2 protein-coding genes and 1 pseudogene are annotated in these 25,482 nt (G+C 74.6%); all 3 read left to right on the top strand.

Annotated features, from left to right (window positions below):
* Positions 1 to 10: 10 nt before the first annotated feature.
* The 3 genes and pseudogenes from HUT10_RS24275 (at position 11) to HUT10_RS24260 (ending at position 25,466) form a co-directional block, all read left to right on the top strand.
* Positions 11 to 15,082 (top strand): type I polyketide synthase, encoded by a 15,072-nt coding sequence (locus tag HUT10_RS24275; protein WP_176173314.1) that lies wholly within the window; start codon positions 11 to 13, stop codon positions 15,080 to 15,082.
* A 10-nt stretch (positions 15,083 to 15,092) separates the two neighbouring features.
* A complete protein-coding gene (locus HUT10_RS24270; RefSeq protein ID WP_176173313.1) occupies positions 15,093 to 20,336 on the top strand; it encodes a type I polyketide synthase in 5,244 nt (1,747 codons plus the stop codon).
* A gap of 37 nt (positions 20,337 to 20,373) precedes the next feature.
* Positions 20,374 to 25,466 (top strand): annotated as a pseudogene (locus HUT10_RS24260) (acyltransferase domain-containing protein).
* Positions 25,467 to 25,482: the final 16 nt, after the last annotated feature.

Here is a 25,482-nt window from a genome sequence, read left to right as displayed (position 1 = left end):
GAGGAAGAACATGTCCGCGCCGAACGAGCAGATCGTTGACGCACTGCGCGCCTCGCTGAAGGAGAACGTCCGCCTCCAGCAGGAGAACGCCGCGCTCACCGCGGCCGCCGCGGAGCCCATCGCGATCGTCTCCATGGCCTGCCGGTACGCCGGCGGGATCCGCGGCCCGGAGGACTTCTGGCGCGTGGTGTCGGAAGGCGCCGACGTCTACACCGGCTTCCCCGAAGACCGCGGCTGGGACGTCGAGGGCCTCTACCACCCGGACCCCGACAACCCTGGGACGACGTACGTGCGGGAGGGCGCCTTCCTGCACGACGCGGCCCAGTTCGACGCCGGGTTCTTCGGGATCTCGCCGCGTGAAGCGCTGGCCATGGACCCGCAGCAGCGGCAGCTCCTCGAGGTGTCCTGGGAGACCCTCGAACGGGCCGGCATCGACCCGCATTCGGTGCGCGGCAGCGACATCGGCGTCTACGCCGGGGTCGTGCACCAGGACTACGCCCCGGACCTCAGCGGGTTCGAAGGCTTCATGAGCCTGGAGCGCGCTCTCGGCACCGCGGGCGGCGTCGCCTCCGGCCGGGTCGCCTACACGCTCGGGCTCGAAGGCCCCGCCGTCACCGTCGACACGATGTGCTCGTCGTCGCTGGTGGCGATTCACCTGGCGGCGCAGGCCCTGCGCCGCGGCGAGTGCTCGATGGCACTGGCCGGCGGCTCGACCGTGATGGCCACGCCCGGCGGGTTCGTCGGCTTCGCGCGGCAGCGGGCGCTGGCCTTCGACGGGCGCTGCAAGTCCTACGCCGCGGGCGCCGACGGCTCCGGCTGGGCCGAGGGCGTCGGCGTCCTGCTGCTCGAACGCCTCTCGGTGGCCCGCGAGCGCGGGCACCAGGTCCTCGCCGTCATCCGCGGCAGCGCGGTCAACCAGGACGGCGCCTCGAACGGCCTCACCGCGCCGAACGGCCCCGCCCAGCAGCGCGTCATCCGCAAGGCGCTGGCCGCCGCCGGGCTCTCACCGTCCGATGTGGACACTGTGGAGGGGCACGGCACCGGCACCGTCCTCGGCGACCCGATCGAGGTGCAGGCCCTGCTGGCCACCTACGGCCAGGGCCGCGACCCGCAGCACCCCCTCCTGCTCGGCTCGGTCAAGTCCGTCGTCGGCCACACGCAGGCCGCCTCCGGCGTGGCAGGCGTGATCAAGATGATCCAGTCGCTGCGGCACGGGCAGCTGCCGGCGACCCAGCACGTCGACGCGCCAACGCCCCAGGTCGACTGGTCGGCGGGCTCGATCGAGCTGCTGACCGAGGGCCGCGACTGGCCGCGCAACGGGCACCCGCGCCGCGGCGCGATCTCCGCGTTCGGTGCCAGCGGCACCAACGCGCACATGATCCTCGAAGAGGCGCCCGAAGAGGAGCCGGTGCCGGACGAGCCGGCCACCGCGGGCGTGGTCCCGCTGGTCGTGTCGGCGGCCACCGCGGCTTCGCTGGCCGCCCAGGCCGGCCGCCTGGCGGAGGTCGGCGACCGCTCCCTCGCGGACATCGCCGGGACGCTGGTGTCCGGCCGCGCGACGCTCAGCGAACGCGCGGTCGTCGTGGCCGGTTCGACCGAGGAAGCCGTGACCGGGCTGCAGGCGCTGGCCCGCGGCGAAAGCACCCCCGGCCTGCTCACCGGCCGCGGTTCGGGTGCGCCGGGCAAGGTCGTCTGGGTCTTCCCCGGCCAGGGAACGCAGTGGGCCGGGATGGGCCGCGAACTGCTGGACTCCTCGGAGGTGTTCGCCGCGCGGATCGCCGAGTGCGAGACCGCGCTCGGGCGGTGGGTCGACTGGTCGCTGACCGAAGTCCTGCGCGGTGACGCCGACCTGCTCGACCGGGTCGACGTCGTGCAGCCGGCGAGCTTCGCCGTGATGGTCGGGCTCGCCGCGGTGTGGGCTTCGCTCGGTGTCGAGCCCGAGGCCGTGGTCGGCCACTCGCAGGGGGAGATCGCGGCCGCGTGCGTGTCCGGCGCGCTGTCGCTGGACGACGCCGCGAAGGTGGTCGCCCTGCGCAGCCAGGCCATCGCGGCCTCGCTGGCCGGCCGGGGCGGGATGGCCTCGGTCGCGTTGAGCGAGGAGGACGCGACCGCGCGGATCGAGGCGTGGGCGGGCCGCGTCGAGGTCGCGGCCGTCAACGGGCCGACGTCCGTGGTGATCGCCGGGGACGCCGAAGCACTGGACGAGGCCCTCGACGCGCTCGACGACCAGGGCGTCCGGATCCGGCGGGTGGCGGTGGACTACGCGTCCCACACCCGGCACGTCGAAGCCGCGCGCGAAGCACTGGCCGAGATGCTCGGCGGGATCCGCGCGCAGGCCCCGGAACTCCCGTTCTACTCGACCGTCACCGGCGAGTGGGTGACCGACGCGGGGGTGCTCGACGGCGGGTACTGGTACCGCAACCTCCGCCGTCAGGTGCGGTTCGGCCCGGCGGTGGCCGAGCTGATCGAGCAGGGCCACCGGGTGTTCGTCGAGGTCAGCGCGCACCCCGTGCTGGTCCAGCCGATCAACGAGCTCGTCGACGACTCCGAAGCCGTCGTCACCGGGACGCTGCGGCGCGAGGACGGCGGCCTCCGGCGCCTGCTGGCCTCGGCGGCCGAGCTGTTCGTGCACGGCGTGACCGTGGACTGGACCGGCGTGCTGCCGCCGTACCGGCGGGTCGAGCTGCCGACGTACGCCTTCGACCACCAGCACTACTGGCTGCAGCTGGGCGGGTCGGCGACCGACGCCGTCTCGCTGGGCCTGGCCGGCGCCGACCACCCGCTGCTCGGCGCGGTCGTGCCGCTGCCGCAGTCCGACGGGCTGGTCTTCACTTCGCGGCTGTCGCTGAAGTCGCACCCGTGGCTGGCCGGGCACGCGATCGGCGGGGTCGTGCTCATCCCCGGCACGGTCTACGTCGACCTCGCACTGCGCGCCGGCGACGAGCTCGGCTTCGGCGTCCTGGAAGAGCTCGTCATCGAGGCGCCGCTGGTGCTGGGCGAACGCGGCGGGGTCCGGGTGCAGGTCGCGGTCAGCGGGCCGAACGAAACCGGGTCGCGCGCGGTGGACGTCTTCTCCATGCGGGACGACAGTGACGAGTGGGTCCGGCACGCGACCGGCCTGCTCGGCGAGTCGGCCGCCCGTGAGCCGGACCGCTTCGACTTCGCCGCCTGGCCGCCCGCCGGGGCGGAGCCGATCGACGTCGAGACGTTCTACTCCGACCTGGTCGAGCGCGGCTACGCCTACAGCGGCGCGTTCCAGGGCATGCGGGCGGTCTGGCGGCGCGGTGACGAGGTCTTCGCCGAGGTCGCGCTGCCCGACGACCACCGCGAGGACGCCGGCAAGTTCGGCCTCCACCCGGCGCTGCTGGACGCGGCCCTGCACACGAACGCCTTCGCCAACCCCGGCGACGAGCGCAGCGTGCTGCCGTTCGCCTGGAACGGCCTTGTCCTGCACGCCGTCGGGGCGTCGGCGCTGCGGGTGCGGGTCGCGCCGGGCGGTCCGGACGCGCTGACGTTCCAGGCCGCGGACGAGACCGGCGGCCTGGTCGTCACCATGGATTCACTGGTGTCTCGCGAAGTTTCCGCGGCGCAGCTGGAGACCGCGGCCGGCGAAGAGCGCGACTCGCTGTTCCAGGTCGACTGGATCGACGTGCCCGCGGCCGAAAGCGTGGCCACGGACCACGCCGAGGTGCTCGAAGCCTTCGGCGGCGAGCCCCTGGACCTGACCACCCGGGTGCTGGAAGCCGTGCAGGCGTGGCTCGAAAGCGCGGCCGAAGAAGCCCGGCTGGTCGTCGTGACCCGCGGTGCCGTCCGCGAGGTGACCGACCCGGCGGGAGCCGCCGTGTGGGGCCTGGTCCGGGCCGCGCAGGCGGAGAACCCCGGCCGGATCGTCCTCGTCGACACCGACGGCGAGCTGCCGCTGGGTGCGGTCCTGGGCACCGGCGAGCCGCAGGTCGCGGTGCGCGGTGGCACCTTCTCCGTCCCGCGGCTGTCCCGCGCCGCCGGCGAGGTGCCCGACGCGCCCGCGGTGTTCGGTCCGGACGGGACGGTCCTGCTCACCGGCGGCACCGGCTCGCTCGGCGCGCTCGTGGCCAAGCACCTCGTGACCCGGCACGGGGTCCGGCGGCTGGTGCTCGCCAGCCGCCGAGGGGTGGCCGCCGAAGACCTCCTCGCCGAGCTGACCGGGCAGGGCGCGGCGGTGTCCGTGGTCGCCTGCGACGTCTCCGACCGCGACCAGGTCGCCGCGCTGCTGGCCGAGCACCGCCCGACCGGCATCGTGCACCTGGCCGGCCTGCTGGACGACGGCGTCATCGGGGCGCTGAACCGGGAGCGGCTGGCCGGGGTGTTCGCCCCCAAGGTCGACGCCGTCCGGCACCTGGACGCCCTGACTCGCGAGAGCGACCTCGACGCCTTCGTCGTGTTCTCCTCCGCGGCCGCGCTCATGGGCTCGGCCGGGCAGGGCAACTACGCGGCGGCGAACGCCTTCCTCGACGGCCTGATGGCCGGCCGCCGCGCGGCGGGGCTGCCGGGCGTGTCGCTGGCGTGGGGCCTGTGGGAGCAGGCCGACGGCCTGACCGCGCACCTGTCCGCGACCGACCAGGCACGGATGAGCCGAGGCGGCGTGCTGGCCATGACGCCCGCCGAAGCCCTCGACAGCTTCGACATCGGCCTGGCGTCCGAGCAGGCGCTGCTGGTCCCGATCAAGCTCGACCTGAAGACCCTCCGCACCGGCGGGGAGGTCCCGCACCTGCTGCGCGGCCTGGTCCGCGCGAGCCGCCGGGTGACGCGGACGGCGGCCGCGAGCAGTGGTGGCGGCCTGGTCCAGAAGCTCGCCGGGAAGCCCGCCGAGGAACAGGAAGCCGTGCTGCTGGGCATCGTCCAGGCCGAGGCGGCCGCGGTGCTCGGCTTCAACGCCCCCGAACTGGCCCAGGGCACCAAGGGGTTCAGCGACCTCGGCTTCGACTCGCTGACCGCGGTCGAGCTGCGGAACCGGCTGAGCGCGGCGACGGGTGTCAAACTGCCCGCCACGCTCGTGTTCGACTACCCGACGCCGCTGGCCCTCGCCCGCCACCTGCGCGAGGAGCTGGGTGAGACGGTCGCGGGCGCGCCCGCCACCCCCGTGACGGCCAAGGCGGACGCGGACGAGCCGATCGCCATCGTCGGCATGGCCTGCCGCCTGCCCGGCGGCGTGCTGAGCCCCGACGACCTGTGGCGGATGGTCGCCGAAGGCCGCGACGGCATGTCGGCGTTCCCCGAAGACCGCGGCTGGGACCTCGACAGTCTCTTCGACTCGGACCCGGAACGCCCGGGCACGGCCTACATCCGGCAGGGCGGCTTCCTGCACGAAGCCGCGCTGTTCGACCCCGGCTTCTTCGGGATCTCGCCGCGGGAAGCCCTGGCCATGGACCCGCAGCAGCGGCTGCTGCTGGAGGCGTCCTGGGAGGCGCTGGAGCGCGCGGGCATCGACCCGACGAAGACCCGCGGTGAAGCCGTCGGCGTCTTCTCCGGCGTCTCCATCCACGACTACCTCGAGTCACTGAGCAACATGCCCGCCGAGCTCGAAGGGTTCGTCACCACGGCCACCGCGGGCAGTGTCGCGTCGGGCCGCGTGTCCTACACCTTCGGGTTCGAGGGCCCCGCAGTCACGGTGGACACCGCGTGCTCGTCGTCGCTGGTCGCCATCCACCTCGCCGCGCAGGCGCTGCGGGCGGGGGAGTGCTCGATGGCGCTGGCCGGCGGGGTCGCCGTGATGGGCTCGCCGATCGGCGTGATCGGCATGTCGCGCCAGCGCGGCATGGCCGAGGACGGCCGCGTCAAGGCGTTCGCCGACGGCGCCGACGGCACGGTGCTGTCCGAGGGCGTCGGCATCGTCGTCCTCGAACGGCTTTCGGTGGCCCGCGAACGCGGCCACCGCGTGCTGGCGGTCCTGCGCGGCAGCGCGGTCAACCAGGACGGCGCGTCCAACGGCCTGACCGCCCCGAACGGGCCGTCGCAGCAGCGGGTGATCCGCAGCGCGCTGGCGGCCGCCGGGCTGGCACCGTCCGAAGTGGACGTCGTCGAGGCGCACGGCACCGGCACCGCGCTGGGCGACCCGATCGAAGCGCAGGCGCTGCTGGCCACCTACGGCAAGAACCGCGAGACGCCGTTGTGGCTGGGTTCGCTGAAGTCGAACGTCGGCCACACCCAAGCCGCCGCCGGCGTCGCCGCCGTCATCAAGATGGTCCAGGCGCTGCGGCACGACACGCTGCCGCCGACCCTCCACGTCCAGGAGCCCACCAAGCAGGTGGACTGGTCCGCGGGCGCGGTCGAGCTGCTGACCGAGGGCCGCGAGTGGGCCCGCAACGGCCACCCGCGCCGGGCCGGCGTCTCCTCGTTCGGCATCAGCGGCACCAACGCGCACCTGATCCTCGAAGAGGCCCCCGCTGACGAGACCCCCGAGGCGGACGTGCCCGACGGCGTGGTGCCCATGGTGATCTCCGCGCGCAGCGCCGGATCACTGGCCGGACAGGCCGGCCGGCTGGCGGAGTTCCTCGACCGGGACGTCTCGCTGACCCGCGTGGCCGGGGCTCTGCTCTCGACCCGCGCGGTGCTGACCGACCGGGCCGTCGTCGTGGCGGGTTCGGCCGAGGAGGCCCGGAACGGGCTGACCGCGCTGGCCCGCGGCGAAAGCGCGCCCGGGCTGGTGACCGGGATCGCGGGGATGCCCGGCAAGACCGTCTGGGTGTTCCCCGGCCAGGGCACGCAGTGGGCGGGCATGGGCCGGGAGCTGCTGGAGACGTCCCCGGTGTTCGCCGAGCGGATCGAGGAGTGCGCGGCCGCGCTCGAGCCGTGGATCGACTGGTCCCTTGTGGACGTTCTGCGGGGCGGGGGCGACCTGGACCGGGTCGACGTGCTGCAGCCGGCCTGTTTCGCCGTGATGGTCGGGCTCGCCGCGGTGTGGGCTTCCGTGGGGGTCGTGCCGGATGCGGTCGTGGGCCACTCCCAGGGTGAGATCGCCGCGGCCTGCGTGTCCGGGGCACTGTCCCTTGAGGACGCGGCGAAAGTGGTTGCGCTGCGGAGCCAGGCGATCGCGGCGGAGCTGTCCGGCCGCGGGGGCATGGCGTCGGTGCAGCTGAGCCACGACGAGGTGGCCGCCCGGCTCGCGCCGTGGGACGGGCGCGTCGAGATCGCCGCGGTCAACGGCCCGGCGTCGGTGGTCATCGCGGGCGACGCCGAAGCGCTCACCGAGGCCGTCGAAGCCCTCGGCGGCCGCCGGGTCGCGGTCGACTACGCGTCCCACACCCGGCACGTCGAAGACATCCGGGACACCCTCGCCGAAACCCTGACCGGGATCACCGCGCAGGCGCCGGTGGTGCCGTTCTTCTCGACCGTCACCGGCGAGTGGATCACCGAAGCCGGGGTCGTCGACGGCGGCTACTGGTACCGGAACCTGCGCAACCAGGTCGGCTTCGGCCCGGCCGTGGCGGCGCTGATCGAGCAGGGCCACGGCGTGTTCGTCGAGGTCAGCGCGCACCCCGTGCTCGTCCAGCCGATGAGCGAGATCGGCGACGAGGCCGTGGTCACCGGCACACTGCGGCGCGACGACGGCGGGCTGCGGCGGCTGCTGACCTCGATGGCCGAGCTGTTCGTCCGGGGTGTCCCGGTCGACTGGGCCACCACGGCGCCGCCTGCGCGCGTCGAACTGCCGACGTACGCCTTCGACCACCAGCACTTCTGGCTCAGCCCGCCCGCCGCGGCCGACGCGCCCGCGCTCGGCCTGGCCGGCGCCGATCACCCGCTGCTCGGGGCCGTGCTCCCGCTGCCGCAGTCCGGCGGCCTGGTGTTCACCTCGCGCCTGTCGGCGCGGACGCACCCGTGGCTGGCCGACGGCGTCCCGGCCGCCGCGCTGGTGGAGCTGGCCGTGCGGGCCGGCGACGAAGCCGGGTTCCCGGTGCTCGACGAACTGACCGTCGAAGCTCCGCTGGTCCTGCCGGAGAGCGGGGGCCTGCGGGTGCAGGTGACCGTGAGCGGCGAGCGCGCGGTCGAGGTGTATTCGCAGCGCGAAGGCGACGAAGACTGGACCCGGAACGCCACCGGGCACCTGTCCGCCACGGCTCCGGCGCACGAGCCGTTCGACTTCACTGCCTGGCCCCCGGCCGGCGCCCAGCAGGTCGATGGTGTGTGGCGGCGCGGCGAGGAGATCTTCGCCGAGGTCACCCTGCCGGAAGACGCCGGCGCGTTCGGCATCCACCCCGTGCTGCTGGACGCGGCCGTGCGTCCGGTCCTCGCGGACGACGAGGAGCCGGCGGAGTGGCACAGCCTGGTCCTGCACGCCGCGGGCGCCTCGGCCCTGCGGGTGCGGCTGGTACCCGGCGTCTCGTTCGAAGCGGCCGACGAAACGGGTGGCCTGGTCGTCACGGCCGGTCCGGTGGTGGGCCGGGAACTCTCGGCCGCGAAGACCCGCGCCGGATCGCTGTACCGGGTCGACTGGACCGAAGTGTCTCTTGTGGACAAGGCGGTGCCGGATCGGGTCGAGGTGGTCGAAGCCTTCGGCGAGGAGCCCCTGGACCTGACCGCCCGGGTGCTGGAAGCCGTGCAGACGTTCCTCGCCGACGCGGCGGAGGAAGCCCGGCTGGTCGTGGTGACCCGCGGCGCGGTCCGCGAGGTGACCGACCCGGCCGGGGCAGCCGTGTGGGGATTGGTCCGGGCCGCACAGGCGGAGAACCCCGACCGGATCGTCCTGCTCGACACCGACGGCGAGATCCCGCTCGGTGCGGTCCTCGCGAGCGACGAGCCGCAGGTCGCGGTGCGCGGCGGGAAGTACTTCGTGCCCCGGATCGCCCGCGCGGAACACAGCGGCGCCGCCGTCTTCCGCCCGGACGGGACGGTCCTGATCTCGGGCGCCGGTGCGCTCGGCGGCTTGGTGGCCCGCCGCCTGGTCGAACGCCACGGCGTGCGGAAGCTGGTGCTGGCATCCCGGCGCGGCTCGGACGCCGATGGCGTGGCGGAGCTGGTCGCCGAGCTGGCTGCGGACGTGTCCGTGGTGGCCTGCGACGTCTCCGACCGCGCTCAGGTGGCGGCCCTGCTCGACGAGCACCGGCCGACCGCCGTGGTACACACCGCCGGTGTCCTCGACGCGGGTGTCATCGGGACGCTCGACCGCGAGCGGCTGGCCCGGGTGTTCGCCCCGAAGGTCGACGCGGTCCGGCACCTGGACGACCTCACCCGCGACCGGGACCTCGACGCTTTCGTCGTTTACTCCTCGGTTTCCGCCGTGTTCATGGGCGCGGGCAGCGGCAGCTACGCCGCCGCCAACGCGTTCCTGGACGGCCTGATGGCGAACCGCCGGGCGGCGGGCCTGCCGGGCCTGTCGCTGGCGTGGGGGCTCTGGGACCAGAGCACCGGCATGGCCGCCAACACCGACGAGGCCACCCGGGCCCGGATGAGCCGCCGCGGTGGCCTGCAGATCATGACGCAGGCCGAGGGCATGGACCTGTTCGACGCGGCACTGGCCTCGACCGAGCCGCTGCTCGTTCCCGCGAAGCTGGACCTGCGCGGGGTGCGGGCCGACGCCAACGCGGGCGGGGCGGTGCCGCACATGCTGCGTGGCCTGGTCCGTTCGGGCCGCCAGCAGGCCCGCACGGCGTCCACTGTGGATGGCGGACTGGCCGGACGGCTGGCCGGGCTCGCCCCGGCCGACCAGCTCACCCTGCTCCTGGACCTGGTCCGGGCCCAGGTGGCGGCCGTGCTCGGGCACGCCGACGCGAACGCCGTCCGGGTGGACACCGCGTTCAAGGACGCCGGCTTCGACTCGCTGACCGCGGTCGAGCTGCGCAACCGGATGCGGACCGCCACCGGGCTGAAGCTGCCCGCGACCCTGGTCTTCGACTACCCGAACCCCCAGGCGCTGGCGAAGTTCCTGCGCGAAGAACTCAGTGGCGCGGCGGCGACGCCGGTGACCACCGTGACCGCGAAGGCCGACCTCGACGAGCCGATCGCCATCGTCGGCATGGCCTGCCGCCTGCCCGGCGGTGTCGCCGGCCCCGAGGACCTCTGGCGGCTGGTCGCCGAAGGCCGTGACGCGGTCTCGGGCTTCCCGACCGACCGCGGCTGGGACATGGACAGCCTGTACGACCCCGACCCGGCCACCCCCGGCAAGACCTACACGCAGCACGGCGGGTTCCTGCACGAGGCCGGGCTCTTCGACGCCGGTTTCTTCGGCATCTCGCCGCGTGAGGCCGTCGCCATGGACCCGCAGCAGCGGCTGCTGCTGGAGACCTCCTGGGAGGCCATGGAGGACGCCGGAGTCGACCCGCTTTCGCTCAAGGGCAACGACGTCGGCGTGTTCACCGGCATGTTCGGCCAGGGTTACGTGGCGCCGGGCGACAGCGTCGTCACCCCGGAGCTGGAGGGCTTCGCGGGCACCGGCGGGTCGTCGAGCGTGGCCTCCGGCCGCGTGTCGTACGTGTTCGGCTTCGAAGGCCCGGCGGTCACCATCGACTCGGCGTGCTCGTCGTCGCTGGTCGCGATGCACCTCGCCGCGCAGTCGCTGCGGCAGGGCGAGTGCTCGATGGCGCTGGCCGGCGGCGCGACGGTGATGGCGAACCCCGGTGCGTTCGTGGAGTTCTCCCGCCAGCGCGGTCTCGCCGCCGACGGCCGCTGCAAGGCGTTCGCCGCCGCGGCCGACGGCACCGGCTGGGCCGAGGGCGTCGGCGTGCTCGTGCTGGAACGGCTGTCGGTGGCGCGCGAACGCGGTCACCGGATCCTGGCCGTGCTGGCCGGCAGCGCGGTCAACCAGGACGGCGCGTCCAACGGCCTGACCGCCCCGAACGGGCCGTCGCAGCAGCGGGTGATCCGCCGGGCGCTGGTGAGCGCCGGGCTGGCACCGTCCGATGTGGACGTCGTGGAAGCGCACGGGACCGGGACCACCCTGGGTGACCCGATCGAGGCGCAGGCCCTGCTGGCCACGTACGGCAAGGACCGCGAGACGCCGTTGTGGCTCGGCTCGCTCAAGTCGAACATCGGCCACGCGCAGGCGGCCGCCGGGGTCGCGGGCGTGATCAAGATGGTCCAGGCGCTGCGGCACGAAGTCCTGCCGCCGACGCTGCACGTCGACCGGCCGACGCCCGAGGTGGACTGGTCCGCCGGTGCCGTCGAGCTGCTGACCGAGGCCAAGGCGTGGCCGCGCACCGGCCGTCCGCGCCGGGCCGGGGTGTCCGCGTTCGGCGTTTCCGGCACGAACGCGCACCTCATCCTGGAGGAGGCGCCCGCCGAAGAGCCGGTGCCGACCCCCGAAATGCCCGTGGCGCCCGTGGTGCCGGTCGTGGTGTCCGCACGGAGCACGACGTCACTGGCCGGCCAGGCCGGGCGCCTCGCCGGGCTCGTCGCGGGTGCGGAGTCCCTGGCCGGCGTGGCCAGGGCGCTGGTGACGGACCGGGCCGCGCTGACCGAACGCGCGGTCGTCGTCGCGGGCTCCCGCGAAGAAGCCGTGACGGGCCTGGAAGCGCTGGCCCGCGGGGAAGGCACGGCCGCGGTCTTCACCGGCCGGGCCGGGTCGCCCGGCAAGACCGTCTGGGTGTTCCCGGGGCAGGGCTCGCAGTGGGCGGGCATGGGACGGCAGCTCCTGGACGAGTCCCCGGTGTTCGCCGAGCGGGTCGCCGAGTGCGCGGCCGCGCTGGAACCGTGGGTGGACTGGTCGCTGCCGGACGTGTTGCGGGGTGACGCCGATCTGCTGGACCGCGTCGACGTGGTGCAGCCCGCGAGCTTCGCGGTGATGGTCGGCCTCGCCGCGGTGTGGCAGTCCGCGGGTGTGCGGCCGGACGCCGTCGTCGGGCACTCGCAGGGCGAGATCGCCGCGGCCTGCGTGTCCGGTGCGTTGTCGCTGCAGGACGCGGCGAAGGTGGTGGCCCTGCGCAGCCAGGCGATCGCGTCCCGGCTGGCCGGGCACGGTGGCATGGCCTCGGTCGCGTTGAGCGAAGAGGACGCGACCGCGTGGCTGGCGCCGTGGGCCGACCGGGTCCAGGTGGCCGCGGTCAACAGCCCGGGCTCGGTGGTGATCGCCGGGGAAGCCCGCGCTCTGGACGAGGTCGTCGAAGCGTTGTCCGGCCGGGACGTCCGCGTCCGCCGGGTGGCCGTGGACTACGGGTCCCACACCAACCAGGTCGAAGCCATCGAGGAGCTGCTGGCCGAAACCCTGGCCGGGATCACCGCGCAGGCACCGGCGGTGCCGTTCTTCTCGACGCTCACCGGTGACTGGATCACCGAAGCCGGCGTCGTCGACGGCGGGTACTGGTACCGCAACCTGCGCAACCCGGTCGGCTTCGGCCCGGCGGTCGCCGAGCTCGTCCGCCAGGGCCACGGCGTGTTCGTCGAGGTCAGCGCGCACCCGGTGCTGGTCCAGCCACTCAGCGAACTCAGTGACGACGCGGTGGTGACCGGCTCGCTGCGCCGCGACGACGGCGGCCTGCGCCGCCTGCTGACGTCGATGGCCGAGCTGTTCGTGCGGGGTGTTCCGCTCGACTGGACCGCGGTCCTGCCGAGCGCGGGCCGGGTCGACCTGCCGAAGTACGCCTTCGACCACCGGCACTACTGGCTCCGGCCCGCCGAGTCCGCGACCGACGCGGCCTCGCTGGGCCAGGCGGCCGCCGACCACCCGCTGCTGGGCGCGGTCGTCGAGCTGCCGCAGTCCGACGGCCTGGTCTTCACCTCGCGGCTGTCGGTGCGGACGCACCCGTGGCTGGCCGGCCACGCGGTCGGCGGCGTCGTGATCCTGCCGGGTTCCGGGCTGGCCGAGCTGGCCGTGCGAGCCGGCGACGAGGCCGGCTGTACCGCCCTCGACGAGCTGATCATCGAGGCGCCGCTGGTCGTCCCCGGTGCGGGCGCGGTCCGCGTCCAGGTCGCGCTGAGTGGCCCGGACCGGACCGGCTCGCGCACGGTGGACATCTACTCCCAGCGCGACGGCGGGAGCTGGACGCGGCACGCCACCGGCACGCTGTCGTCGGAGACCGCCGAGGACCCGGGCTTCGACTTCGCGGCCTGGCCGCCCGCGGACGCCGAACGCATCGACGTCGAGACCTTCTACACCGACCTCGCCGAGCGCGGTTACGGGTACGGGCCGGCGTTCCAGGGGCTGCGGGCGGCTTGGCGGCGAGACGGCGACGTCTTCGCCGAGGTCGCCCTGCCCGAGGACCTGCGCAAGGACGCGGGCCGGTTCGGCGTCCACCCGGCGCTGCTCGACGCGGCTCTGCAGGCCGCGACGGTCGGCGGCGAGCCGGGCGAGCCGGTGCTCGCCTTCGCGTGGAACGGCCTGGTCCTGCACGCCGCGGGCGCTTCGGCCCTGCGGGTCCGGCTTTCGCCGAGCGGTCCGGACGCGTTGTCCGTCGCCGCCGCCGACGAAACCGGCGGCCTGGTCCTGACCATGGAATCCCTGGTCTCCCGGCCGGTCTCGGCCGAGCAGCTGGGTGCCGCGGCCGGTTCGGGCCACGACGCGCTGTTCCGCGTCGACTGGACCGAGCTGCCGGTGGGACGGCCGACGGCCACCGCAGAAGACGCCGAGGTCCTGGAGGTGGCCGGAGGCGACTCCGCGCTGGCCGCGACCACCCGCGTCCTCGAGAAGCTCCAGTCGTGGCTGGCCGGACCCGAAGCGGAACGCCTGGTCGTCGTCACGCGCGGGGCCGTGCCCGCCGGGGGCGACCACACGCTGACCGACCCGGCCGCGGCGGCGGTGTGGGGCCTGGTCCGGTCCGCGCAGGCGGAGCACCCGGACCGGATCGTCCTGGTGGACACCGACGGCGACCTCCCCGTGGACACCGTCCTGGCCTCGGGCGAGCCGCAGCTCGCGGTCCGGGGCACGACCCTCCTCGTGCCCCGGCTGGCCCGCGCCACCCGGCTCGCGGACACGCCCGCCGCGTTCGACCCGGACGGCACGGTGCTGATCTCGGGTGCCGGTGCACTGGGCGCGCTGGTGGCCCGGCACCTGGTGGCCCGGCACGGCGTGCGGAAACTCGTGCTGGCCAGCAGGCAGGGCCTGGACGCCGACGGCGCGAAGGACCTGATCAGCGACCTGCCCGGCGCGGACGTGTCCTTCGTGGCCTGTGACGTCTCGGACCGCGACCAGGTGGCCGGCGTCCTCGCGGACCTCCCGGACCTGACCGGGGTGGTGCACACCGCCGGCGTCTTCGAGGACGGCGTGATCGAGGCGCTCACCCCGGACCAGCTGGCGAACGTCTACGCCGCCAAGGTCGACGCCGCGCAGCACCTCGACGAGCTGACCCGCGACCGGGACCTCGGCGCGTTCGTCGTGTTCTCCTCCGTCGCGGGCGTGATGGGCGGTGGTGGCCAGGGGCCGTACGCGGCGGCGAACGCCTACCTGGACGCGGCGATGGCCCGGCGCCGGGCGGCGGGCCTGCCCGGCCTGTCCCTCGCGTGGGGCCTCTGGGAACGCAGCGGCGGCATGGCCGCCCACCTCAGCGAGGTCGACCACGCGCGGGCGAGCCGCAACGGCGTCCTGGAGCTGAGCCAGGCCGAGGGCCTGGCGCTGTTCGACCTCGCGCTGCGGACGGCCGAGTCGCTGCTCGTGCCGATCAAGCTCGACCTCGCGGCGGTGCGGGCGAGCACGGTGCCGGTCCTGTTCCGCGGTCTGGTGCGGCCGCCCCGCGGCCAGGCCCGCTCGGTGTCCACTGTGGACTCCGGGTTGGCCGGGCTCGCCCCGGCCGAGCGGGAGGCGAAGCTCGTCGACCTGGTCCGCGGGCAGGTCGCGGTGGTGCTCGGCTACGACGGGCCGGACGCGGTGCGCCCGGACACGGCGTTCAAGGACACCGGGTTCGACTCGCTGACGTCGGTGGAACTGCGCAACCGGCTGCGCGAGGCGACCGGGTTGAAGCTGCCCGCCACGCTGGTCTTCGACTACCCGAACCCGGTGGCCGTGGCCCGTTACCTGAGTGCCCGGCTGGTGCCGGAAACCAACGGGCACAACGGCCACGGCGGGCACAACGGGGACGGCGACCGGCTGCGGCACGCGCTGGCGTCCGCCGCGACCGAGGAGCCGTCGATCGCCGACCTCGGTGTCGACGACCTCGTGCAACTGGCTTTCGGCGACGAGTGATGGGGAGCGAGTGGTGAGTGCGTCGTATGAAAAGGTCGTCGAGGCGCTGCGGAAGTCCCTCGAAGAGGTCGGCACGCTGAAGAAGCGGGTCGACAGCGCCCGCGAGCCGATCGCGATCGTCGGGATGGCCTGCCGGCTGCCCGGCGGCGTCACCGGGCCGGACGACCTGTGGCGGCTGGTCGCCGAGGGCGGCGACGCCGTGTCGGGGTTCCCCGCCGACCGCGGCTGGGACCTGGAGAACCTGTTCGACCCGGACCCGGACCACGCCGGGACGTCCTACACCGACCGGGGTGGCTTCCTCCACGACGCGGCCCTGTTCGACCCGGCCTTCTTCGGGATCTCGCCGCGCGAGGCCCTGGCCATGGACCCGCAGCAGCGGCTGCTGCTCGAAGCCTCCTGGGAGGCACTGGAAAGCGTCGGCCTCGACCCGACGTCGCTGCAGGGCACCGACGTCGGCGTGTTCACCGGCGCCGGCGGCTCGGGCTACGGCGGCGGCCTGACCGGGCCGGAGATGCAGAGCTTCGCGGGCACCGGGCTGGCGTCGAGCGTGGCCTCGGGCCGGGTGTCCTACGTCTTCGGGTTCGAAGGCCCGGCGGTCACGATCGACACGGCGTGCTCGTCGTCGCTGGTCGCGATGCACCTCGCCGCACAGGCCCTGCGCCAGGGCGACTGCTCGATGGCGCTGGCGGGCGGCGCGATGGTGATGTCCGGCCCGGACTCCTTCGTCGTGTTCTCCCGGCAGCGCGGGCTGGCCGCGGACGGCCGCTGCAAGGCGTTCGCCTCGGGTGCCGACGGCATGGTGCTGGCCGAAGGCATCAGCGTGCTCGTGCTGGAGCGGCTGTCGGTCGCCCGGCAGCGCGGGCACCAGGTGCTGGCCGTATTGCGGGGCAGCGCGGTGAACCAGGACGGCGCGTCCAACGGCCTGACGGCTCCGAACGGCCCTTCGCAGCAGCGCGTGATCCGCGCCGCGCTGGCGAACGCCGGACTCGGTCCGTCCGATGTGGACCTCGTGGAAGCACACGGGACCGGGACGAGCCTGGGAGACCCCATCGAGGCGCAGGCGCTGCTGGCCACCTACGGGCAGGAGCGGGAGACGCCGCTGTGGCTCGGCTCGCTGAAGTCGAACATCGGCCACACGCAGGCGGCCGCGGGCGTGGCCAGCGTGATCAAGGTCGTCCAGGCGCTGCGGCACGGCGTCATGCCGGCGACCCTGCACGTCGACGAGCCCGCCGCGCAGGTGGACTGGTCCGAGGGCGCGGTCGAGCTGCTGACCGAGCGCCGGGACTGGCCGCGCGGCGACCGGCCGCGCCGGGCCGGGGTGTCCTCCTTCGGCGTCAGCGGCACGAACGTGCACCTGATCATCGAGGAAGCCCCCGCGGAGCCCGCCGCTCCGGAGCCGGTGGCCGCGGACGTCGTCCCGCTGGTGGTTTCGGCTCGCAGCAAGGGTTCCCTGTCCGGCCAGGCCGACCGGCTGACCCGGGTGGGCGCGCCACGGGGGCAGCTCGCCGGTGCGCTGGTGTCCGGGCGCGCGGTGCTCGGGGAACGCGCGGTCGTCGTGGCCGGGTCGGACGAGGAAGCCCGCGCGGGGCTGGCCGCGCTGGCCCGCGGCGAGGCCGCGCCCGGCGTGGTGACCGGGACCGCGGGCAAGCCGGGCAAGCTCGTCTGGGTGTTCCCCGGCCAGGGAACGCAGTGGGTGGGCATGGGCCGCGAGCTGCTGGAGACCTCCCCGGTGTTCGCCGAGCGGATCAAGGAGTGCGCGGCTGCGCTGGACCAGTGGACCGACTGGGCGCTGCTCGACGTCCTGCGCGGCGACGGCGACCTGGATCGCGTCGACGTGCTGCAGCCCGCCTGCTTCGCGGTGATGGTCGGGCTGGCCGCCGTCTGGGAGTCCGCCGGGGTACGGCCGGACGCCGTCGTCGGCCACTCGCAGGGCGAGATCGCCGCGGCCTGCGTGTCCGGCGCGCTCACCCTCGACGACGCCGCCAAGGTGGTCGCCCTGCGCAGCCAGGCCATCGCGGCGCGGCTGTCCGGCCGCGGCGGGATGGCGTCGGTCGCGCTGAGCGAAGACGAGGCGAACGCGCGGCTGGCGCTGTGGGACGGCCGGATCGAGGTCGCCGCGGTCAACGGCCCGGCCTCGGTGGTGATCGCCGGGGACGCCCAGGCCCTGGACGAGGCCCTGGAGGTGCTGGCCGGGGACGGCGTCCGCGTCCGGCAGGTCGCGGTGGACTACGCCTCCCACACCCGGCACGTCGAAGACATCCGCGACACGCTCGCCGAAACCCTGGCCGGGATCACCGCCCAGGCCCCGTCCGTGCCGTTCTTCTCGACCGTCACCGGCGAATGGGTGCGTGCCGCCGGCGTCCTGGACGGCGGGTACTGGTACCGGAACCTGCGCAACCAGGTCGGCTTCGGCCCGGCCGCCGCCGCGCTGGTCGAGCAGGGACACGGCGTGTTCGTCGAAGTCAGCGCGCACCCGGTGCTGGTGCAGCCGCTCAGCGAGCTCACCGATCTGGTCACCGGGACGCTGCGGCGTGAGGACGGCGGCCTGCGCCGGCTCCTGACGTCGATGGCCGAGCTGTTCGTCCGCGGCGTCCGCGTCGACTGGGCCGCGCTGGTGCCGCCCGCGCGGGTCGCCCTCCCCACGTACGCCTTCGACCACCAGCACTTCTGGCTCCGGCCGGCCGAGCAGGCGGACGCCGTCTCGCTCGGCCAGGCCCCGGCCGGACACCCGCTGCTGGGTGCGGTCGTCGAGGTGCCGCAGTCCGGCGGACTGGTGTTCACCTCGCGGCTGTCGCTGCGGACGCACCCGTGGCTCGCCGACCACGCGATCGGCGGGGTGGTCCTGTTCCCCGGCACCGGACTGGTCGAGCTGGCCGTGCGGGCCGGTGACGAAGCCGGCTGCCCGGTCCTCGACGAGCTCGTGACCGAGGCGCCGCTGGTCGTGCCCGCACAGGGCGGCGTGAACGTCCAGGTCACGGTCAGTGGCCCGGACCAGAACGGCGCGCGCACGGTCGACATCCACTCCCGGCGCGACGACGAGTGGACGCGGCACGCGACCGGCACGGTCTCGGCGACCGCGGTCACCGGCAAGCCGTTCGACTTCACCGCGTGGCCGCCGCCGGACGGGAAACGCGTCGAGATCGGCGACTTCTACCCCGACCTCGCCGAGCGCGGCTACGCGTACGGGCCGCTGTTCCAGGGCGTGCGGGCGGTGTGGCAGCGCGGTGACGAAGTGTTCGCCGAGGTCGCCCTGCCCGAAGACCGGCGGGAGGACGTCGCCGGGTTCGGCCTGCACCCGGCGTTGCTCGACGCGGCCCTGCAGACCGGGACGATCGCCGCGGCCGCGTCCGGGCAGCCCGGGAAGTCGGTCATGCCGTTCTCGTGGAACCGGCTGGCCCTGCACGCCGCGGGCGCCGCGGGCCTGCGGGTCCGGGTCGCGCCCGGCGGACCCGACGCGCTGACCGTCGAGGCCGCCGACGAAACCGGCGCGCCGGTGCTGAGCATGGACTCGCTGATCCTGCGCGAGGTGGCCCTCGACCGGCTGGACACCGCGCGCACCAGCTCGCTGTACCGGGTGGACTGGACCGAACTGCCCACTGTGGACAGTGCGGTGCCGCCGGGCCCGGCCGAGGTGCTGGAAGCCTCCGGCGAGGGTCCGCTGGACCTGACCAGCCGCGTCCTGGAAGCCGTGCAGAAGTTCCTCGCCGAGGCGGAGGAGGACGCCCGGCTGGTCGTGGTGACCCGCGGCGCCGTGTGCGAGGTGACCGACCCGGCCGGGGCCGCGGTGTGGGGCCTGGTCCGGGCCGCCCAGTCGGAGAACCCCGACCGGATCGTGCTGCTCGACACCGACGGCGACGTGCCGCTGGACGCCGTGCTGGCGACCGGCGAGCCCCAGCTCGCCCTGCGCGGCACCACGTTCTCGGTGCCCCGGCTCGCCCGGGTCACCGAGGCGGCCGAAGCGCCCCTGACGTTCCGTCCGGACGGGACGGTCCTCGTCTCCGGCGGCGGGACGCTGGGTGCGCTGGCGGCCCGCGCCCTGGTCACCCGGCACGGCGTCCGGAACCTGGTCCTGGCCGGACGGCGCGGGCGGGCCGCCGAGGGCGTCGAAGACCTCGTCGCCGAGCTGACCGGGCAGGGCGCGTCGGTGTCCGTGGTGGCCTGTGACTTCTCCGACCGCGACCAGGTGGCGGCGCTGCTCGAGGAGCACCCGGTGACCGCGGTCGTGCACACGGCCGGCGTGTTCGACGCCGGTGTCACCGGGGCTTTGACCCGGGAGCGGCTGGCCAAGGTATTCGCCCCCAAGGTCGACGCGGTGCGGCACCTCGACGAGCTGACCGGAGACCTCGACGCGTTCATCGCCTACTCGTCGGCCTCCTCGATCTTCATGGGCGCGGGCAGCGGCGGGTACGCGGCGGCGAACGCCTTCCTCGACGGCATGATGGCCGCCCGCCGCGCCGCGGGCCGGCCGGGGCTTTCGCTGGCCTGGGGCCCGTGGGAGCAGCTCACCGGCATGGCGGGCACCATCGACGACCTCACCCTGTCCCGGATGAGCCGTCGTGAAGGCCGCGGCGGCGTCCGGGCGCTCGGGTCCGCCGAAGGCATGGAACTCTTCGACGCCGCGCTCGCCGCCGGCGAGGCGCTGCTGGTGCCGATCGAGCTCGACCTGCGCGAGGTGCGGGCCGACGCGGCCGCCGGCGGCACGGTCCCGCACCTGCTGCGCGGCCTGGTCCGCGCGGGACGGCAGGCAGCGCGCGCGGCCTCCGGCGAGAACGGCGGCCTGGCCGCCAAGCTGACCGGGCTCACCGTGGCCGAACAGGAAGCACTGCTGCTCGACCTCGTCCGCGGCCAGGTCGCGGTCGTGCTCGGGCACGCCGACAGCTCCGGCGTCCGCGCGGACGCGGCGTTCAAGGACGCCGGCTTCGACTCGCTGACGTCGGTGGAGCTGCGCAACCGGCTGCGCGAGGCGACCGGCCTGAAACTGCCGGCGACGCTGGTCTTCGACCACCCGAACCCGCTGGCGCTGGCCCGGCACCTGCGGACGGAACTCGCCGTCGAGGAGGCGTCCCCCGCGGACGCGGTGCTGGCCGGGCTCGCCGGGCTGGAGGCCGTCATCGCGGCCGCCTCGGACGGCGACCGGATCGCCGTCCGGCTGCGGGAACTGCTCAAAGCCGCCGAGGCCCGGCCGAGCACCTCCGGCGATCTCGACACGGCCAGCGACGAGGAGCTCTTCGCCCTCGTCGACGGGCTCGACTGACAAACCGCACACGTGAGACTTCTGGGAGTTGAGTTCAGTGGCTGACGAGGGACAGCTCCGCGATTACCTCAAGCGGGCCATCGCCGACGCCCGCGACGCCCGCACGCGGCTGCGCGAGGTCGAGGACCAGGCGCGGGAGCCGATCGCCATCGTCGCCATGGCGTGCCGGTACCCCGGCGGCGTGGCCTCGCCCGAGGACCTGTGGCGGCTGGTGGCCGAGGGCACCGACGCGGTCTCCGCGTTCCCCGGCGACCGCGGCTGGGACGTCGACGGGCTCGTCGACCCGGACCCCGACCGGCCGGGCACGACCTACACCGACCAGGGCGGCTTCCTCCACGACGCCGGCCTCTTCGACGCGGGGTTCTTCGGGATCTCGCCGCGCGAAGCCGTCGCCATGGACCCGCAGCAGCGGCTGCTGCTGGAGACGTCCTGGGAAGCCGTCGAACGCACCGGCACCGACCCGCTTTCGCTGAAGGGCAGCGACGTCGGCGTGTTCACCGGCGTCGCGAGCATGGGCTACGGCGCCGGCAGCGGCGTGGTCGCGCCCGAGTTGGAGGGCTTCGTCGGCACCGGCGCGGCACCGTGCATCGCCTCCGGCCGGGTGTCGTACGTCCTCGGCCTGGAGGGCCCGGCGGTCACCGTCGACACCGGGTGCTCGTCGTCGCTGGTGGCGATGCACCTGGCCGCGCAGGCCCTGCGCCGCGGCGAGTGCTCGATGGCACTGGCCGGCGGCGCGATGGTGATGGCCCAGCCCGGCTCCTTCGTCTCGTTCTCGCGGCAGCGCGGGCTCGCCATGGACGGGCGCTGCAAGGCGTTCGCGGACAGCGCCGACGGCATGGGACTGGCCGAGGGCGTCGGCGTCATCGCGCTGGAGCGGCTGTCGGTCGCCCGCGAGCGCGGGCACAAGGTGCTGGCCGTGCTGCGCGGCATCGCGGTCAACCAGGACGGCGCTTCGAACGGGCTCACCGCGCCCAACGGCCCGTCGCAGCAGCGGGTCATCCGCGCCGCGCTGGCCGAAGCCGGGCTGTCACCGTCCGATGTGGACGCCGTGGAAGGCCACGGCACGGGCACGACGCTGGGCGACCCGATCGAGGCGCAGGCGTTGCTGGCCACCTACGGCAAGGACCGCGATCCGGAGCAGCCGCTGTGGCTGGGCTCGGTGAAGTCGAACATCGGGCACACGCAGGCGGCCGCGGGCGTGGCCAGCGTGATCAAGATGGTGCAGGCGCTGCGCCACGGCGTGCTGCCCCCGACCCTGCACGTCGACGAGCCGTCGACCGAGGTCGACTGGTCCGCCGGTGCCGTGGAGCTGCTGACCGGGGCACGGGAGTGGCCGCGGACCGGCCGGCCGCGCCGCGCCGGGGTGTCCTCGTTCGGGATCAGCGGGACCAACGCGCACCTCATCCTGGAAGAAGCCCCGAGGAGAAGCCGGCCGCCGCCGAGCCCGTCACCGGTGTCGTGCCGGTGGTCGTGTCGGCCCGCGGCGCCCTGGCGGGCCAGGCCGGGCGGCTGGCCGCGTTCCTCGGCGAGACGGACGCGTCCCTGCCCGAGGTCGCCGGGGCACTGCTCGCCGGCCGATCGCTGTTCGCGGACCGGGCCGTCGTGGTCGCGGAGACCCGCGAGGAGGCGACGGCCGGGTTGGAAGCGCTGGCCCGCGGGGAAACCCCGGCCGACGTCGTGACCGGCACGGTGGCCGCTTCGGGCGTCCCGGGCAAGCTCGTTTGGGTCTTCCCTGGCCAGGGTTCGCAGTGGGTGGGCATGGGCCGGGAACTCCTGGACTCCTCAGCGGTGTTCGCCGAGCGGATCGGCGAGTGCGCGGCCGCCCTCGAACCGTGGACGGACTGGTCGCTGGTCGACGTCCTCCGCGGCGAGGGCGACCTGGACCGGGTCGACGTCCTGCAGCCCGCCTGCTTCGCGGTGATGGTCGGCCTGGCCGCCGTGTGGCAGTCCGTGGGCGTCCGGCCCGACGCGGTGGTGGGGCACTCCCAGGGCGAGATCGCCGCGGCCTGCGTGTCGGGTGCGTTGTCGCTGCAGGAAGCGGCGAAAGTGGTGGCGTTGCGCAGCCAGGCCATCGCGGCGAAGCTGGCCGGCCGCGGCGGGATGGCGTCGGTCGCGTTGAGCGAGGAAGCCGCCCTCGCACAGCTGACACCGTGGGCGGACCGGGTCGAGGTGGCCGCGGTCAACAGCCCGTCGTCGGTGGTGATCGCGGGGGACGCCGAAGCCCTCGACCAGGCCCTCGAAGCGTTGGCGGCACAGGAAATCCGGGTCCGGCGGGTCGCCGTGGACTACGCCTCGCACACCCGGCACGTCGAGGACATCCAGGAGCCACTGGCCGAAGCGCTGGCCGGGATCGAGGCCCAGGCGCCGTCGCTGCCGTTCTTCTCCACCCTCACCGGCGACTGGATCCGCGACGCGGGTGTCTTCGACGGCGATTACTGGTACCGGAACCTGCGCAACCAGGTCGGCTTCGGCCCGGCGGTGGCCGAGCTGCTCGGCTCGGGCCACCGGGTGTTCGTCGAGCTCAGCGCGCACCCGGTGCTCGTGCAGGCGATCAGCGACGTGGCCGACGACTCGGTCGTGACCGGCACCCTGCGGCGGGAGGACGGCGGTCTCCGGCGGCTGCTGACGTCGATGGCCGAGCTGTTCGTCCGCGGCGTCGACGTCGACTGGGCGACGCTGGTGCCGCCCGCCCGGGTGGACCTGCCGACGTACGCCTTCGACCACCGGCACTACTGGCTGCAGTACCTCGAGACCGCGACCGGCACCGCGGGCCCGGTCGTGCGGTTGCCGCAGACCGGCGGCCTGGTCAGCACCTCGCGGTGGTCGCTGAAGACGCAGCCGTGGCTGGCCGGCCACACCCTCGACGACGTGGTCGTCGTGCCCGCCGCGGCGCTGGTCGAGCTGGCCATCCGGGCCGGGGACGAGGCCGGGACCCCGGTGCTGGCCGAGCTCGTCATCGAGACACCGCCGGTGCTGCCGGACCGCGGCGCGCTCCGGGTGCAGGTCATGGTGGGCGGGCCGGACGAAACGGGTGTCCGCCCGCTGGAGGTGTACTCCCAGCCCGACGACGCCGCCGACGACGAGTGGACCCGGCACGCCACCGGCACGCTCTCGGCGACGCCGCCGCCCGCCACACGGCAGACCGGCGACGAGCTCTTCGCCGAAGTCTCCCTGCCCGGCGACGTGGCCGCCGGCGCGTTCGCCATCCACCCGGTGCTCCTGGACGCGGCCCTGACCGGCGACGACGGTCTGACGGCCGTGGAATGGCGCGGGGTGACCCTCCACGCCGAAGGAGCGTCGACGCTGCAGGTCCGGCTGGGGCCCGGCGGCGCCCTGGAGGCGGTCGACGGCGCCGGCAACCTGGTCCTCACGGCGAACGAAGTGGTGCGGCGGTCGGTGTCCGTCGGACCGCCGAGCGGCACGGACGCGCTGTTCCAGGTGAACTGGATCGAGCTGCCCGGGAGCCCGCAGGCCGACGGGGTCGCCGACGTGCTGGAGGTCCCCGGCGGCGACTCCCCGCTGGCCGCCACTTCCCGGGTCCTGGAAAAGCTCCAGACCTGGCTGACCGAGCCGGAAGCCGAGCGCCTGGTCGTGGTGACCCGCGGCGCGGTCCCCGCCGGGGACACCCCGGTGACCGACCCGGCCGCGGCCGCGGTCTGGGGTCTCGTCCGGTCCGCCCAGGCGGAGAACCCGGACCGGATCGTCCTGCTCGACACCGACGGCGAAATCCCGGTCGGTGCGGTGCTCGCCACCGGTGAGCCCCAGCTCGCCGTGCGCGGCGCCGCCCTCTACGTCCCCCGCCTGGCGCGCGCCGACGCGGCCCCGGCGGACGGTCTACAAGGGACGGTCCTCGTCTCCGGGGCCGGGGTGCTCGGCGAGATCGTCGCGCGGCACCTGGTCTCCCACCACGGCGTGCGGAAACTCGTGCTCGCCAGCCGCCGCGGCCTCGACGCCGACGGTGCGAAGGACCTCGTCACCGACCTCACCGGCGAAGGCGCGGACGTCTCCGTCGTCGCCTGCGACCTGGCCGACCGTGCCCAGGTGGCCGCCCTGCTCGACGAGCACCGGCCGGCGAGCGTCATCCACACCGCGGGCGTCCTCGACGACGGCGTCATCGGGACGCTGACCCCGGACCGGCTGGCCAGGGTCTTCGCCCCGAAGGTCGACGCCGTCCGCCACCTGGACGAGCTCACCCGCGACCGGGACCTCGACGCGTTCGTCGTGTTCTCCTCCGGCTCCGGCGTCTTCGGCTCGCCGGGCCAGGGCAACTACGCGGCCGCGAACGCCTTCCTGGACGCGGCGATGGCGAGCCGCCGGGCGGCGGGCCTGCCCGGCCGGTCGCTGGCCTGGGGCCTGTGGGAACGGGCCACCGGCATGACCGCGCACCTCGGCGGCACCGACCAGGCCCGGATGAGCCGCGGCGGCGTCCGGCCGATCACCGCCGAGGAAGGCATGGCCCTGTTCGACGCGGCACTGGGCGCGCCGCCCCCGCTGCTCGTCCCGGTCAAGCTGGACCTGCGCGAGGTGCGGGCCGGTGGCGCCGTGCCGCACCTGCTGCGCGGCCTGGTCCGCACCGGGCGACGGCAGGCGCAGGGCGCGTCCGCAGTGGACGGCTCGCTGAAGCAGCGGCTGGCCGGGCTGGCCGCGCCCGAGCGGGAGGCGCTGCTGGTCGAGCTGGTCCGGAACCAGGTCGCGGCGGTGCTCGGGCACGCCGGGCCGGACGCGGTCCGCGCCGACACCGCGTTCAAGGACGCCGGGTTCGACTCGCTCACCTCGGTCGACCTGCGCAACCGGCTGCGGGAGAGCACCGGGCTGAAGCTGCCCGCGACGCTCGCCTTCGACTACCCGACCCCGCTGGTCCTCGCCCGCCACCTGCGCGACGAGCTCGGGGACGGCGACGACGCCCTTTCGGTCGTGCACGCCCGGCTCGAAGACGTCGAGGCGCTGCTCGGCGGGCTGGTGCTCGACGACTCCACGAAGACCGGGCTCACCCTCCGGCTGCAGGGCCTGGTGGCCCGCTGCAACGGCGTGGGCGGCCAGACGGACGAAACCACGCTGGCGGACCGGCTGGACGCCGCGTCCGCCGACGAAGTCCTCGACTTCATCGACGAGGAGCTGGGCCTCACCTGATCCGGACCGAGACCCA

This window comes from Amycolatopsis sp. Hca4 (assembly GCF_013364075.1).
Classification (GTDB): Bacteria; Actinomycetota; Actinomycetes; order Mycobacteriales; family Pseudonocardiaceae; genus Amycolatopsis.
Note: the sequence above shows the minus strand (reverse complement) of the source record. Positions and strands in the feature narration are given on the sequence as shown.

What these genes read in the sequence shown, in the direction of transcription:
- HUT10_RS24275 (WP_176173314.1), top strand. Translation starts at nt 11, where the DNA reads ATGTCCGCGCCGAACGAGCAGATCGTTGACGCACTGCGCGCCTCGCTG.